The 15,351-nt window shown below is 66.8% G+C and carries 10 protein-coding genes; 7 read left to right on the top strand and 3 right to left on the bottom strand.

Annotation, left to right across the window (positions count from 1 at the left end):
* Window positions 1-225 precede the first annotated feature (225 nt).
* The 3 genes from HY57_RS18040 (at window position 226) to HY57_RS18030 (ending at window position 4,121) form a co-directional block, all read left to right on the top strand.
* Window positions 226-1,896 carry an MASE1 domain-containing protein gene (locus HY57_RS18040; protein ID WP_019464873.1) on the top strand — a complete coding sequence of 557 codons (1,671 nt, stop codon included), beginning with the start codon at window positions 226-228 and terminating at the stop codon, window positions 1,894-1,896.
* Window positions 1,897-2,082: 186 nt separating this feature from the next.
* Complete coding sequence (locus HY57_RS18035; RefSeq protein WP_019464872.1) at window positions 2,083-2,841, top strand: c-type cytochrome; 759 nt, start codon at window positions 2,083-2,085, stop codon at window positions 2,839-2,841.
* Window positions 2,838-4,121 (top strand): cytochrome c, encoded by a 1,284-nt coding sequence (locus HY57_RS18030; protein ID WP_019464871.1) that lies wholly within the window; start codon window positions 2,838-2,840, stop codon window positions 4,119-4,121. Before HY57_RS18035 ends, HY57_RS18030 begins: the two co-directional genes overlap by 4 nt.
* A gap of 6 nt (window positions 4,122-4,127) precedes the next feature.
* Here HY57_RS18030 and HY57_RS18025 read toward each other — a convergent pair whose 3' ends face one another.
* Window positions 4,128-5,105, bottom strand: a complete 978-nt coding sequence (locus tag HY57_RS18025; RefSeq protein WP_019464870.1) for an NAD-dependent epimerase/dehydratase family protein — start codon at window positions 5,103-5,105, stop codon at window positions 4,128-4,130.
* A gap of 92 nt (window positions 5,106-5,197) precedes the next feature.
* Between HY57_RS18025 and HY57_RS18020 the strand changes: the two genes are divergently transcribed.
* Window positions 5,198-6,094: a LysR family transcriptional regulator gene (locus HY57_RS18020; RefSeq protein ID WP_019464869.1), complete on the top strand. Its 897-nt coding sequence runs from the start codon at window positions 5,198-5,200 to the stop codon at window positions 6,092-6,094.
* A gap of 18 nt (window positions 6,095-6,112) precedes the next feature.
* On the opposite strand, the gene HY57_RS18015 is transcribed toward HY57_RS18020, so the two are convergent.
* Window positions 6,113-6,622, bottom strand: a complete 510-nt coding sequence (locus HY57_RS18015) for a mismatch-specific DNA-glycosylase (protein ID WP_019464868.1) — start codon at window positions 6,620-6,622, stop codon at window positions 6,113-6,115.
* 169 nt (window positions 6,623-6,791) lie between these two features.
* Between HY57_RS18015 and rng the strand changes: the two genes are divergently transcribed.
* Window positions 6,792-8,285, top strand: coding sequence for a ribonuclease G (rng, locus tag HY57_RS18010; protein ID WP_019464867.1), 1,494 nt, complete (start codon window positions 6,792-6,794; stop codon window positions 8,283-8,285).
* Window positions 8,286-8,321: 36 nt separating this feature from the next.
* Window positions 8,322-12,233: a YhdP family protein gene (locus HY57_RS18005; RefSeq protein WP_026033856.1), complete on the top strand. Its 3,912-nt coding sequence runs from the start codon at window positions 8,322-8,324 to the stop codon at window positions 12,231-12,233.
* Between the two features lie 107 nt (window positions 12,234-12,340).
* On the opposite strand, the gene HY57_RS18000 is transcribed toward HY57_RS18005, so the two are convergent.
* Entirely contained in the window at window positions 12,341-13,546 is a 1,206-nt protein-coding gene (locus HY57_RS18000; protein WP_019464865.1) for a sterol desaturase family protein, read from the bottom strand.
* A 144-nt stretch (window positions 13,547-13,690) separates the two neighbouring features.
* Here HY57_RS18000 and tldD point away from each other — a divergent pair, with 144 nt between their 5' ends.
* Complete coding sequence (gene tldD / locus HY57_RS17995; protein ID WP_019464864.1) at window positions 13,691-15,130, top strand: metalloprotease TldD; 1,440 nt, start codon at window positions 13,691-13,693, stop codon at window positions 15,128-15,130.
* Window positions 15,131-15,351: the final 221 nt, after the last annotated feature.

Raw genomic sequence — 15,351 nt, 5'->3', positions numbered from 1 at the left:
AAATCGCGCGGTTCCCGAAGCCCAGCCTCCGCTGGGCTTTCTTTTTGCATGGCAGTGCAGGGGAGACGGCACGCTGACGCATCGTGGTGCGTGGCGTAGGCTTTTTCCTGCGACAATCGTCGGCATTGCGCTCGTCCAGTCCCATCGCCGTTGGGGCGGATGGACGTGACGAGTCATCCATACAGGGGTTCGGCATTCTCGATGGGCACGGGAACGAAAGGGGAGATGGGCGCGGGAGAGCGCGCAACGTTCCATACCGTGCTACGCCAGCTCGGCGTGGCGCTGGCGTATGCCGCGTGCTACGCGCTCCTGAGGTATTTCTCGGTTTCCCATTGGAACCTCGTGGCCGGCCTGCGCGTGCTGTGCCTGCTGCTGGTGCCTCGTCGCTATTGGCTGGCCATGGCCGTGGGCGAGACGATGCCGCTGGCCTGGCTGGGGTGGTCCTCGCACGTCAGGTTTGGCACGTTGTGGGCAGTATGTGTCGCCGTGCCGCCCATCCTGCTGAGCGCGCCGGTGTATGCCTGGTTCCGGCGGCACGTGGCGGTCTACCGGGACGGGCGGGTGAACGTGACCGCGCTCATGACCGCCGTGCTGGCCGGTGGCGTCATCAGCGCACTGGTCAACACCGGCACTCTGGCGGTACTGACGGTGCCGCCGACGGAGCCCCAGCCGAGCATCACCGTGCATATGTTGCTCGAGTACTTCCTGGGCAGCTATCTGGGTGCGCTCACCGTGGTGCCGCCGGTCTTCGCATGGCTGAGCTGGTCGAGTCTCGCGTCGTCGCGCTATCGCGCCGCGATCAGGCGGGCGGTCGTGGGCGATTGCGTCAAGGGCGTGATTCCGCCGCTGCTACTGTTGATCTGGCTGGCTTCGGCAAGCCATGGCGACGAAGTCATGGAGATTGCCCGCCTGGCGATGTTCCTTCCCGCTGCGTGGCTTACCTTGCGGCGCGGCTGGCAGGGCGCGGCCCTGGGCGGGCTGCTGGCCAGCATCGCGATCGAGCTGACCATGACGGTGGTGCGCGACCCGGCCGTCATCCAGGCCCAGGCGCTGATCGCCTTCGCCGTTTCCAGTTTGATCATGCTGGGCGCGCGTGTCGCGCTGCCTGGCCAGGCGCCGCACGCCGCCGATGCGTCCGCGCGGCCTGATGACCACGACGAGAAGCGGCGCGGCTTCCTGTTGGCCCAGCAGGGCCTGTATCAGGAAGAACTGCGCTTGCGTCACGTGGCCGAATCGCTGGACCGGCTCGGCAAGTCCCTGCGTGATGGCCAGCGCCGCATGATGGACCGCTTGCGGCCGGTGCTGCCGGCGAGCATGGAACAAAGCTATGCCCGTCATCTGGACCTGACCCAGATGGAGATGCAGCGGCTGGCCGATACGCTGCATCCCCGCGCATGGCGCGAGCACGGCCTGGCGGCCACCTTCCAGAACGGTCCGCTGTTGCAGGCAGCATCGCTGGTCGGCGCGGATTACCGCTGCACGCTGACCAGCGACGGCCTCAATCAGTTGGCGCCTGACGTGCACATGATGCTCTACCGGCAGGCCTGCGAAGTGCTGGTCTACATGCTGGCGCGGGAACCGGTGAGGCGCATCCGCGTGCATATCCGTGGCGGATGCACGCACGGGCGGCGCTGGGTGGTGTTGCGTATCAGCGCCGTGCGAACGGCGCCATCCCAGCGTGGCAGACCGGTGCCCGAATGGCGGCAACTGGTGTCGCTGCTGGGCACCACCGGGCAGGGCATGGCCACGGTGCGCGAGCGAGCGCTCATCTACGGCGGCATGGTGCACGAACGAGAGAGCGAAGACCGTCTGGGCGTCACCTTGCTGCTCCATGACGCATTGCGCGTCGATACGCAGCAGGAATCAGCTGTCGATCCCCGGGCTGTATCGGCCTGATCAAGTCGCGGGCTGGGAAGGGTGCGTCGCCTTTCCGGTGGATGCGCCGCGCTGTGCGACAAGATGTCGCCGCCGCCTGCGTATCCCGTTTGACGCTGCTGACGCGACGCGCGTGCCTATAATCGAGGCATCGTTCCGGCGCGCTCCGTACCTCACGCCCGCGCCCTGACGCCAGGCAGGGGAAACATGAAGAGCCTCTCAGCGAAGTGGTCGCAGGTCGGTCGCGCCTTGGGCGTGTGGATGTTGCTGCTGATGATGGCGCAGGTCGGCGCGGCGAGCGCGCAGGATGCGCCGCACCCCGCCATTCCCGACACCTTGCAGCAGCGCATCGCCGCCTGCACGGCCTGCCATGGCGTGCATGGCGAAGGCACGCCGGAAAGCGGTTTCTTCCCGCGCCTTGCCGGCAAGCCCCCCGGTTACCTCGCGCGACAGCTGAAGGATTTCCAGGATGGCCTGCGCAAGTACGGGCCGATGGAATACACCGTGCGCCAGCTCAGCCCGGATTACATGCACGAGATCGCCGACTACTTCGCGGCGCAGGACGTGCCGTACGCGCGCTCGCCGGTGCCGAACGTTTCCGCCGATCTCCGCCAGCGCGGCGAAACACTGGTGATGCATGGCGACCCGTCACGGCAGATTCCTCCCTGCGCGGCCTGCCACGGCAGCCAGCTCACCGGCGTGCAGCCGGATATTCCCGGCCTGGTCGGCCTGCCCTACGACTACATCAGTTCCCAGCTCGGCTCATGGCGGACAAAGACCCGCGCCACGGTAGCGCCCGATTGCATGTCGCAGATCGCCAATCGCCTGAGCGATTCGGACATCACCGCCGTGTCGGCGTGGCTGGCCAGTCGTGAACTGCCGGCTGACATGCACGCGCAGGCGGCTGGCACCGTGACGCCGCCGCTGCATTGCGGCGTGCTGGGCGACAAGGGAGACGGCGCATGAAGCGCATCGCACTCATCGTGGTCGCCCTCGTGCTGATCGCCGGTGGTTGGTGGCTGTTCCGTGGTGAAACGCGGCAGCCGGTAGCGCCATCGGCGAGCAAGGTGGATGCCGCCACGCTCAAGGACCCGGCGCTCATCGCCAAGGGCGAATACCTCGCCATGGCCGGCGATTGCGCCTCGTGCCATACGGCGCAGGGCGGGGCGCGTTATGCGGGCGGCCGCGTGTTGCCCACGCCGTTTGGCAATATCCCGTCGCCCAACATCACGCCGGATCGCGACACCGGCCTGGGCGATTGGAGTTTCGAGGACTTCTGGCAGGCGCTGCACAGCGGTAAAGGGCGGCACGGTGAGTTCCTGTATCCGGTGTTCTCCTATACGTCCTTCACCAAGGTGTCGCATGACGACGCGCTGGCGATGTTCGCGTACCTGCAATCGCTGGCGCCCGTGCATGCCCCCACCCAGGCGTCGTCGCTCGAATTTCCCTACAGCGTGCGCAGCAGCCTGAAGGCCTGGCGTGCGTTGTATTTCAAGGAAGGTGAGTTCCAGCGCGACGCAACGAAGTCGGCGGCGTGGAATCGTGGCGCCTATCTCGTGCAGGGCCTGGGCCATTGCAACGAATGCCACGCGCCGCGCGATTCACTGGGCGGGCAGCAAGGCAACGCCTCGCTGGCCGGTGGGCAGATCCCGGTGCAGAACTGGTACGCGCCGGACCTGAGTACGCAGGCCAATGGCGGCCTGTCCGGCTGGAGCGAACAGGACATCGTCGACCTGCTCAAGACGGGCCAGTCGGCGCGCGGCACCGCCTTTGGCCCCATGGCTGAGGTGGTTGTGCAGAGCACGCAGCACATGCACGACGACGACCTGCGGGCGATGGCCGTCTATCTGCAATCGTTGCCGGCGCGGCCTGCTGCCGTCGCCAGTGCGTCACAGCTCGACACGCGCGCCCTGCTCGCCCAGGGCGCCAAGGTTTACGGCGAGCGCTGCGCGGATTGCCACGGCAAGGACGGCCAAGGCGTGGCGGGCATCTATCCGCCGCTCAGCGGCAATTCCTCGGTCAATGAACCCACCGGCATCAACGCGACGCGCGTGGTGCTGCTCGGCGGTTTCGCGCCAGTGACGCAGGGCAATCCGCGGCCCTACTCGATGCCTCCGTTCGCGCAGCAACTCAATGATGCCGACGTGGCCGCGGTGGTGACCTATATCCGCCAGTCGTGGTCGAACAAGGCCTCGGTGGTGATGGAGCGCGACGTCGTCAAATACCGCCACACGCCGATCGACTGAGCGGCGTTACGCATGCGCCGCCCTGACGGCGGCGGTCGCCGGCAGGCAGCCCGCGCCCTCCAGCGCCGCATGCACCGCCTGGTCCACGGGCGTGTACAGCCCGTCGCCGAGGAAGGCCTTGAGCTTGCTGTCGTCCAGCTGCATGCGTTCACGCCACAGGTAACGCATTTTGCAGAGCTCGCGCATCGTTTCGTTGAATGGCGAAGCGAGTCGCGCGAGCCACCACGGGAAGCGACCAGCCTTGATGGTGTCATCGCCCGTCGCCCGCCGGATGGCGGCAAGCATGGCGTGGCCGTCGAGCCAATGGCCGCCGACATGGAAGCTTTCGAAGTGCGCCAGTTCCGCCTCGCGATCCAGCAGGCGTGCCAGCGCGTCAGCGACGTCCGGCAGATAGGCCCAGCTGTGGCCGAGGGCATAGTCGCCGGGATAGGCGATGCGGGTGACGGGCTTGCCCGGCTGCATCAGTCCCTGCGCGAACCAGTTGCTGCCGGCGCGCGGCCCGAAGAAATCGCCGCAACGGAGCACCAGGACACGGGTGCCAGTTTCCGAGGCGGCCTGCAGGCGGCGCTCCATCTCGGCGCGGATCTCGCCCTTGCGCGTGCACGGGTGCTGCGGCGAATCCTCCCGCAGCAGCGGAAAGGCATCCGGGCCGTAGTTGTAAACCGTGCCGGGCAGCACGATGCGGGCGTTGCTGGCGCGGGCTGCCGCAATGGTGTTGTCCAGCATGGGCAGCACCAGGCGTTCCCAGCCGCGGTAACCCGGCGGATTCACGGCGTGGACGATCACGTCGACGCCGACGGCCGCGGCGAGCACGTCGGCGCTGTTCATCGCGTCGCCGGTCCGCCAGTCGATGTTCTGCGCAGCCTCCGGCGCCTTGCGCACCAGGGCGCGTACCCGCCAGCCGTGCCGCAGCAGGGCGAGGCAGGCTTCCTGGCCAATGCCGCCGTTGGCGCCAATCACCAGAACCGTTCGCTGTGCCTTCATGACGAAAATCCTCGTTGGGAGTGGCATCAGCTTGGGATGCCGGCCACCAAAAGAAAATTGCTCAATGACGAAGATCTGCTATACAAATATGCATGGCAGATATCGAACCCGGTTGGGAGCTCTACCGATCCTTCCTCGCCGTGATGCGGGAGGGCAGCCTGTCTGGCGCCGCACGGTCGCTCGGTATGACCCAGCCCAGCCTGGGCCGGCATATGCGCGAGCTGGAGGCGGCCCTGGCTACCGCCTTGTTCGCCCGTTCGCCGCAAGGGTTGATGCCCACGGAGGTCGCCCGGGAGCTGGTGCCACACGCGCAGGCCATGGCGTCGGCCTCGGCCGCTCTGCAGCGCGCGGCTTCGGCGGGGCGTGGCGAGGTCAGCGGCACCGTCCGCCTGACCGCCAGCGAGATGATTGGCGCCGAAGTGCTGCCGCCCATCCTCACCGAGTTCCGCGAGCGGCATCCGGGCATCGTGGTGGAGCTGGTGTTGTCCAATCAGGCCGCCGACCTGTTGCGGCGCGATGCCGACATCGCCGTCCGCATGGTGCAGCCCACCCAGGAGGCGCTGGTGGCACGGCATGTGGGCCGGGTGGAGTTGGGTCTGTTCGCGCACCGGCGTTATCTGGAATCGCACGGCTACCCGCAGGCGCTCGATGAGCTGGCAGGGCACGCGCTGATCGGTTTCGATACCGAAACGCCCTACATCCGCCGCCTGCGCCCGCAGGGGCTGCCGTACGCGCGCGAGCACTTTGCCTTGCGCACGGACAGTGACCTGGCCGGGTTGGCGGCCATCCGCGCGGGCTTCGGCATCGGCATCGTCCAGGTGAACCTGGCGCGGCGTGATCCCCAACTGGTCCGTCTGTTCCCGGCCGAGGTGTCGCTGCCGCTGGAAACCTGGGTGGTGATGCACGAAGACCTGCGCCCCAGCCTGCGTGTGCGCCGGCTGTTCGATCACTTGGCCGCGGCGCTGGAGGCCTATGCGGGGGGCGGTTGAGCGGGGCTCAGATCAGGGTCACGGCTGACGCACGAACGCCGCCAGCTCCCGCCAGGGGCCGAGATCCCAATGCCCGCGCGCCTGCCCGGAGGGTGAAGGCAGCACAAACAGTTGGGTTTGCCCGAAGCGTTCCGGTTGCAGGCCATAGCCCGCCGCATGCCCCAGCGCTGCCCGGGCGGCTGCCTTGCTGGTGAAGGCCAGTACGCGCGGTGCGTGGCGCTCGATGCGCTCACGCAGCGCGCCGGCATCGAAGGCACCGCGCGGCAGCTCGTCGTCGTTGCCCATGTGGTGCTTGGCCAGGTCGGTGAGGCCGATGCCCAGCGCGGGCAGCAGGGGAAATTCGGCAGGCGCGAACAGCCGAGGGGTCAGTTCCACCGCATGCAGCGTGCGCCAGAACAGGTTGCCCGGATGCGCGTAATAGGCGCCTTCCTCGGCCGAGCGGCGCCCCGCGGCGGTGCCGCAGAACACCAGGGCAAGGCCGGGCTGGAGCAGGTCGGGCAGGATCGGATCGGGCATCGCCCGCAGCATAGCGGGGCCCGCTCATGCCGACCTAATGGAACACTCGCCGGTACACGAAACCTTCTGATTTGCGGGCCAGTTGGCGACGTCACCGGCCGTCGACGAAACGGATACGCGCGCGCATCGACAGTGTGCGCATCCTGCCGCTATAAAGATCGCCCACCCACGGGAGTAGCTGGTGAGCGAAGAAATCCTGATCAACGTGACCCCACGCGAGACGCGCGTCGGCGTGGTCGAGAACGGCATGTTGCAGGAGGTGCACGTGGAGCGGGCCTCCCGTCGCGGCTACGTGGGCAACGTCTACAAGGGGCGCGTGCAACGGGTGATGCCGGGCATGCAGGCGGTGTTCGTGGACATCGGGCTGGAGCGCGCGGCCTTCCTGCACGCTTCGGACATCGTGCGCCCGTCGCTGCCGGCCGCCGCCGAAGGCGTCGAGGTGGGCGCCCATAGCGGCGGCAACGGCCATACCCCGTCCATCAGCGAACTGGTGCACGAAGGCCAGGAGATCGTGGTGCAGGTGGTGAAAGACCCCATCGGCACCAAGGGAGCCAGGCTCTCCACCCATCTGTCGATCCCTTCCCGTTACCTGGTGCTGCTGCCGCACGCGCGCACGCTGGGCATTTCCGCCCGCATCGAGGAAGAGGCCGAGCGGCAGCGTCTGAAAGAGGTGCTGAACTCGCTGATCGGCGAGAACCCGCTGGGCTACATCGTGCGTACCAACGCGGAGGGCCAGACCGCCGAGTCGCTGGCCTTCGACGTCACCTACCTGGGCAAGGTGTGGCGTGTGGTGCAGGAAAACATCGCCAAGGCCAAGGTCGGTGAGCGGGTTTACGAGGAACTCTCGCTGCCGTTGCGCAGTCTGCGCGACATGCTCAACGACGACATTGAGAAAGTGCGGGTGGATTCGCGCGAGACCTTCGAGAAGGTCGTGAAGTTCGTGCACAAGTTCATGCCGCACCTGGACGATCGCGTCGAGCACTATTCGGGCGAGCGCCCGATCTTCGATCTCTACGGTGTGGAAGACGAAATCCAGCGCGCGCTGAAGAAGGAGGTGCCGCTGAAGTCCGGCGGTTACCTCATCGTCGACCAGACCGAGGCGATGACCACCATCGACGTCAACACCGGCGGCTATGTCGGTACACGCAATCTCGAGGAAACCGTTTACCGGACCAACCTCGAAGCCGCGCAGGCGGCGGCGCGCCAACTGCGGCTGCGCAACCTGGGCGGCATCATCATCATCGACTTCATCGACATGACCGACGAGGAACACCGGCGCCAGGTGCTGCGCATGCTCGAAAAGGGCCTGCTGCGCGACCACGCCAAGACCACCGTCTACCCCATGTCGGCGCTGGGCCTGGTGGAGATGACGCGCAAGCGCACCACCGAGAGCCTGGAGCGGCAGTTGTGCGAACCGTGCCCGTCCTGCAGCGGGCGTGGCACTTTGAAGACCGCCGAAACGGTGACCTACGAGATCTTTCGCGAGATCACCCGCGCCGTGCGCCAGTTCAACACCGAGAAGCTGCTGGTGATGGCCAGCCCGAAAGTGGTCGGCCGCATCCTGGAGGAAGAGTCCGTCGCTGTGGCCGAACTGGAAGAGTTCATCTCCAAAAGCATACGCTTTCAGGCTGAGGAGCATTATTCGCAGGAACAGTTCGATGTGGTTCTGTTGTAAGGCGCGATGCCGGCCGCCTGGCGTCGCGGGCCGGCCGTGACCACCCCCTGGTTGAAACGCACGCATTTCTGCGCCCGGGCCCTGGCCTGGGTGGCCGGCGTGGCCGTGATTTCACTGGCCGTGCTGGTGGGCCTTGCCCAGATGCTGCTGCCGTCGCTCGCGCGCCACCCCCAATGGGTCGAGGCGCAGCTGAGCGCGAAGCTGCATCGACCGGTGACGTTCCAGTCGATGGAGGGGCGCTGGCAGCCCTCCGGCCCCTTGTTCGTGATGCGCGGCGTGACCGTCGGCGCGGGTGACGGCGGCGCGGCGCTGCAGATTCCCGAGGCGGAACTCAAGCTCGATCCGGGTGGCTGGCTGCTGCCATCGCGCCACGTGGTGAACCTGCACGCGCGCGGCCTGCAGTTCGACATCAGCCGTGACGCCGATGGCGCCTGGCACGTCAACGGCATCGGCCTGGCCGGCGGCGAGGAACGGCAGAAACCAGGCTTCGGCCAGTTATCCATCGGTCTGTGGTTGAGCGATACGCGGCTGGACATCACCGACAATCGCATCAACCGGCACTTCACCCTGCTGGCCGACCAGCTTCGCCTGAGCCGGCAGGGCAGGCGCATCCGCGTCGGTGCGCTGTTGCGCCGCGAAGGCGCGCCGGGGGAACTGCGTGGCGCCGGCAATTTCAGCGACGATGGCGCGGACGGCAAGCTGTGGATCAGCGGCAACAACCTGGACCTGCACGCCATGTCCACCGGTATCGATCTGGCCGGCTATACGGCCGACAACGGTAGCGGTTCGGTGGAAAGCTGGCTCGACTGGCGCGACGCACGCGTGGTGCGCGGCCTTGCCCGCTTCCATCTGCACGACATCAAGCTGGGCAATCCCGATGGCGCGAGCGCGGGCGCGGACGCCCTCGACGGCCTGGCCGACGTGGTGATCGGCAAGGACGGTTACACCGTGCGCTGGGCCGCCGATGACGGCGGTGCCGCGGTGGCGGTGCTGAAGGGCATGGGCACGGACCAGGCCAGTGTCGAGGTAGCGGCGCGCAACGTGCAGCTGGCGCCGCTGGTGCCCTGGCTGGCGCTCAAGCCGCAGCTGTCGGCGAACCTGGCGCAGTGGGTGGGCACCGGCAAGCCGCGGGGCCAGATCACGCGGGCCTCGCTGGCCTGGAGCCACGCCGAAGGCCTGCGTGCGCTCGACGTAGCGTTCGACAAGGTCGCCATCAATCCCGTGGGCAAGCTGCCGGGCATCGATGGCATTCACGGCGAACTGCGCGGCGATGCCCAGGCCGTGGCGGTGTCACTGCCCGCGCAGGCCACGGTGCTCCGCTTCCCGCATACCTTCCGCGAGCCGTTCGTGATGTCGAAGCTCGGCGGCGACGTAGCGTTCTGGCGGGACGACGAGGCGCTGCACATCGGCACCGATGCCCTGGATTTCGAAGGCGCCGGTTTCGGCGGGCAGGCGCGTGGCGAAGCGGCGTTGCCAAATGCCGGCGGACGTCCATTCCTCGACCTGTATGCCACGCTTTCCCATGCCAGCGTCGACGCGGCCAAGTTGTTCTGGCCGGTCGATTCGATGTCGCCGGCCGCCGTGCAGTGGCTGGACCAGGCGCTGGTCGCCGGCAACGTGGATCACGGCGACGTGCTGGTGCGCGGCGACCTGAAGGACTGGCCGTTCCACGCCAACGAAGGACGTTTCGAGGCGCGTGCCGAAATCAGTGGGCTGGAGCTGGCCTACGGCAAGGACTGGCCGCATGCGCAGAACGTCACCGCCGTCGCCAACTTCATCAATGGCGGCATGTTCGTCGAAACCAGCCAGGGCGAGTCGCTGGGCAACAAGGTCGATCGCGCGGTGGCGATCATTCCCGAACTCGGCCACACGGTGCTCGACCTCAACGTCAACGGCAGCGGCACCGGCGCGAGCATGCTCGATTTCGTGCAGCGCAGCCCCATCGGCATGCACCATGCGGACGTCCTGACCAAACTGAAGCTGGGTGGCACCGGGGCGTTCGATTTCCATCTGTCGCTGCCGGTCGCCGATGCCAGCAATTTCATCCTCGACGGTCGCGCGCGGCTGAAGGACGTGGATTTCAACGCGCCCGAGTGGAACCTGCAGCTCGACAAGCTGACCGGTGCCGCGACGTTCGACAAGGCGGGCTTCCACGCCGGCCCACTCGATACCAGCTTCCGCGGGCAGCCGGCGAAACTCGACCTGGCCATCGCCGGCGCCACCGGCCAGCCCAACACGGTGCTGTCGGCCAAGCTGGCGGGGCGTTTCAGCATGGCCGAGCTGACGCAGGGCTATAAGCAGCTGGACTGGCTCAACCAGGTGGCGACGGGCCGCAGCGATTTCACCGTGGGTTTCAACATCGTCAACACCTCGGGTTCGGCGGCCACCACGCAACAGCTCAGCGTGGATTCCATGCTGGGTGGCATGGCGCTCGATTTTCCGGTGCCGTTGAAGAAGGCCGCGGAAGACACGCTGCCGCTCCACCTGGACATGAACCTGCCCATGCAGGGCAGCGACGTGCAGCTGAGCATGGGGCAGGTCGTGCGCGCCCGCATGCGCCTTCCGCAGAATGACAGCCAGACGCTTGCCGCCACGTTTGCGTTCGGCACCAAGGCACCCGATGCCGTGCCCGACACGGGCATCCGCATCCGCGGCCGGCCAGCCAGGCTGGACGTCACCGGCTGGACGCAATACGCGGCATCGGGCGCCAGCAACAATGGGCCGGGCCTGGAAAGCATCGACGTGACCGCCGACCAGGCGCTGGTGTTTGGCCATCCATTTGCCAACATGCGCCTGCTCGCTTCGTCACAGCCAGACGGGTTGGTGGTGGATGTCGACAGCAGCGGCCTGGCCGGTCGTTTCAACGTGCCACTCGCTGACCTGTCGCGGCGTGGCGTGACGGCGCGACTGCAGCGCCTGTACTGGCCCAAGGACGTGCCTGCCCCCAAGAAGGGCGCCACCCCGGCCGAGACAGCGGCGGCGCAGGGTGGGGCGGCGAGCTCGCCTGCCAATCCGGCGACTCCTGTCGTCAACCCCGCGGCCACCGGCATTACGCCGTCTGCGTTGCCGCCGTTCCATCTGTGGGTGAGCGACTTGCGCTTCGGTGATTCCAAGCTGGGCGATGCGCGGCTGGAAACATGGCCGACCGATCGGGGCATGCATATCGACCAGTTGCGTACCCTGTCCCACGGCGTGCAGATCAATGGCGTGGGCGACTGGAACGGCACGGCCAGCGACAGTCACTCGCACATGCGCATCGATTTCGCCGCCGACAACATGGGCGACATGCTCGGTGCCTTCGGCTATGAGGGTCTGCTCGCCGGCGGCAAGGTGCGTTCGCAGCTCGATGCCACCTGGCCGGGCGCGCCGTCCGCCATGGAGCTGGGCAACATGGACGGCAAGCTGAGCATCAACATCACCGACGGCCGCATGCCTGAGGTGGGCACGCCGGGCGTGGCGCGTTTGTTCGGTCTGGTGTCGGTGCTGGAGCTGCCGCGCCGCTTGTCCTTCGACTTTGGCGATGTGTTCGGCAAGGGGCTGGCGTTCGATGCGATTGCCGGCGACTTCAAGCTGGGCGACGGCAACGCGAACACCGACAACCTTCAGATCCGCAGCCCTGCCGCGGAGATTTCCATCAAGGGGCGCACCGGCGTGCGCGCCAAGGATTACGACCTGCAGGTGCTGGCGATCCCCCATGCCGGCAACAGCCTGCCGGTGGTGGGGGCGTTCGTGGGCGGCCCCATTGGCATCGCGGCAGGCTTCGTCGCGCAGGGCTTGCTGGGCCACGGCATCAACCGTGCTGCCAGCGCGCGCTACAAGGTCACCGGCAGCTGGGACAAGCCAGTGATCACACTGATCGAGAAGAAGGACGTGCCGGTGCCGCCGACGGTGCTGCCGAGCGCTGATCCGTCATTGGCACCCGCACCGGCGAGCAGCGTCGGGCATTGATCTACGGCGTTTGATGTGGGAGCGCACCCTGTGCGCGACAGCGGCGCATCGTCGTCGCCGCTCCGTTGGTTTGTCGCGCACAGGGTGCGCTCCCACAGTGGACTCGCTCAGGCAGCCGGATCGCTCGGCTTGGTGCTTCCACGGAACGGGAACAACTGCTGGCGCACGAAGCCATCCGGCATGTAATCACCTACCACGCCATAGTGTTCCGGGAATTTCTTCGTCGACTTCACCGCCGTGCCGAACAGGTAGTCGAGGAAGGCGTAGTGCGCGGCGTAGTTCTTGTCGATGGCTTCATCGTCGGACGCGTGGTGCCAGTGATGGAAATCCGGTGTCACCACCAGGTATTTCAGCGGTCCCCAAGGCAGGTGCACGTTGGCGTGGTTGAACACCGCCTGGAAGCCCACCACGATGATGTAGGCATTCATCACGCCCTCGCTGAAGCCGAGAATGTAGAGCGGCGCCAGCACGCACACGCGCGTGGCGATCAGCTCCAGCATGTGCTGGCGTGAGCCGGCCAGCCAGTCCATCGTCTTCACCGAATGGTGCACGGCGTGGAAGCGCCACAGGAATGGCACCTCGTGATACGCGCGGTGCGTCCCGTACTGCGCCAGGTCCGCGACCAGGATGCACAGCAGCAGCTGCGGCACGAACGGTATGTGCTTCACGTACTGCTGGAAATCGCTGCTTACCAGCCAGCCGAACAGATGATGCAGCAGGAAGTTCACCACCAGCAGCGCCAGGCCGACGATGAAGTGATTCACCGCGAAGTGCTTGAGGTCGGTCTGCCATTCCTTGCGGAACAGCGTCTGTCCCTTGTAGAGCGGGAACAGTTTCTCGATCACCACGAAGATCAGCGTGGAGCCGAGCAGGTCGAGGATGAACCAGTCCAGCCCGATGTACGGTGTGTGGTCCGGAAAGTTGCCCACCGGTACGCGGGAGCCACCCAGCGCGGTCGCCGCGATCACCAGCAGGAAGGCCACCATGCTGAGCTGGCGGGCGCGTCCAAGGATGATGTTCGCCAGCGACATGCCGCCCGAGATGAGCAGGGCGGCCAGCAGCAACTGGCGCAGCACATCCACCGAGTACTGGTGGCGCAGGTCTGGCGTGGTCAGGTATTGGGGGAAGTGGAAGGCCAGCACGCCCAGCAGGCTCAGGAAGCCCAGCGAGAGGGCGATCACACTGCTGACCGTGCCTTTGCCCGGCTTGAGCTCGCCGTCCTTGTGCAGCAGCTCGCGGGTTTCCTCGATGGGGGCCTTGATGGCGCGGTCGATGACCTTGTGGGCCAGCGGCTGCCGGGGGGTATCGCTCATGGGTGATCCTTCACACGTGCGTCATAAACATGGGCGGCATCCTAACCTTTGGGCGCCAGGTGCTCCACGTCGCGGGCTTTAAACCCCCGGCGGCCGGCCCCAACTTGGTAAAGTCCCCCTTTTCCCGAATACGGCACCGACTTCATGGATTCCCTGATCGCGCAGGCAGAACGGCGCCTGCTGTCGCCGGGCGGCCTGGCCGCCACCGACCTGGACCGCGTTTTCAACCAGCTGATGGGCCCCTCCATCGATGCTGCCGACCTGTATTTCCAGCACTCCCGCAGCGAGTCCTGGATGCTGGAGGAAGGCATCGTCAAGGATGGCAGCCACTCCATCGAGCAGGGCGTGGGCGTGCGCGCGATCAGTGGAGAAAAGACCGGCTTCGCCTATTCCGACGAGATCGTGCTGCCGCAGCTGCTCGAGGCTTCCAGGGCGGCCCGCGCTATCGCGCGTGGCGGCAACGGTGCCGGCAAGCCGCTGGCGCTGAATGGCGGGCGCCAGCTGTATCCGGCCATCGACCCGGTCGAAAGTCTGCCCAACCCTGACAAGATCGCCCTGCTGCGCGAAGTGGACGCCTATGCGCGATCCCGCGATCCGCGCGTCAAGCAGGTCATCGTGAGCCTGTCGTCCATCGTGGACACGGTGCTGGTGGCGGCCTCCGATGGCACGCTGGCGGCGGATGTGCGCCCGCTGGTGCGCGTGAACGTTGCCGTGATCGTCGAGCACAACGGTCGCCGCGAGCAGAGCCACGTGGGCGGCGGCGGTCGCTATGGCTACCGCGAGCTGTTGGAGAACGGCCGCGCCATGGCATACGCCGACGAAGCCGTGCGGCAGGCGCTGGTAAACCTGGAAGCCGTCGACGCACCGGCCGGCAGCATGCCGGTGGTGCTGGGCCCGGGCTGGCCGGGCGTGCTTCTGCACGAAGCCATCGGCCATGGCCTCGAGGGTGACTTCAATCGCAAGGGCAGCTCTGCCTTCGCCGGCCGCATCGGCCAGCGTGTGGCCGCACCGGGCGTCACCGTGGTGGACGACGGCACGTTGCCGGGGCGCCGCGGTTCGCTCAGCGTGGATGATGAAGGCACGCCGACCGAATGCACCACGCTGATCGAGGACGGCATCCTCAAGGGGTACATGCAGGACAAGCTCAACGCCCGCCTGATGGGCATGGCACCCACCGGTAACGGCCGCCGCGAATCCTTCGCCCAGCTGCCCATGCCGCGCATGACCAACACCTACATGCTTGCCGGGCAGCGTGATCCGCAGGAGATCATCCGCTCGGTGAAGAAGGGCCTGTACGCGGTCAACTTCGGCGGCGGCCAGGTGGACATCACCAGCGGCAAGTTCGTGTTCTCCGCCAGCGAGGCCTACCTGATCGAAGACGGCAAGGTCACGCGCCCGGTGAAGGGCGCCACGCTGATCGGCTCCGGTCCGGACGTGCTCACCCGCGTCTCCATGATCGGCAACGACCTGGCGCTCGACGAAGGCGTGGGCGTGTGCGGCAAGGACGGCCAAAGCGTACCGGTGGGCGTGGGCCAGCCGACGCTGAAAGTGGATGCCATGACCGTCGGTGGCACCGCTTCCTGACGCGACGCTGTCAGCTTGAAAACGTGCGCCGCATCGCTGCTTGCGTCGCACGTTCTTTCGATATCGAAAAATCCCGACACGGATAGCGCAATAGCTTTCCGTCAACTTCCTTTCGTGTGTTAGCGTCGACGACGGGGAGTTGGACTTGGTCGAAAGGGGAGCTCGGCCGTCAGAGCCAAGGCAGACCAAGCCCGCGTAGCCTGCGGCCGGCCGCATAGCGC

Origin of the sequence: Dyella japonica A8 (assembly GCF_000725385.1) — a bacterium.
Lineage (GTDB): Bacteria > Pseudomonadota > Gammaproteobacteria > Xanthomonadales > Rhodanobacteraceae > Dyella > Dyella japonica_C.
Note: the sequence above shows the minus strand (reverse complement) of the source record. Positions and strands in the feature narration are given on the sequence as shown.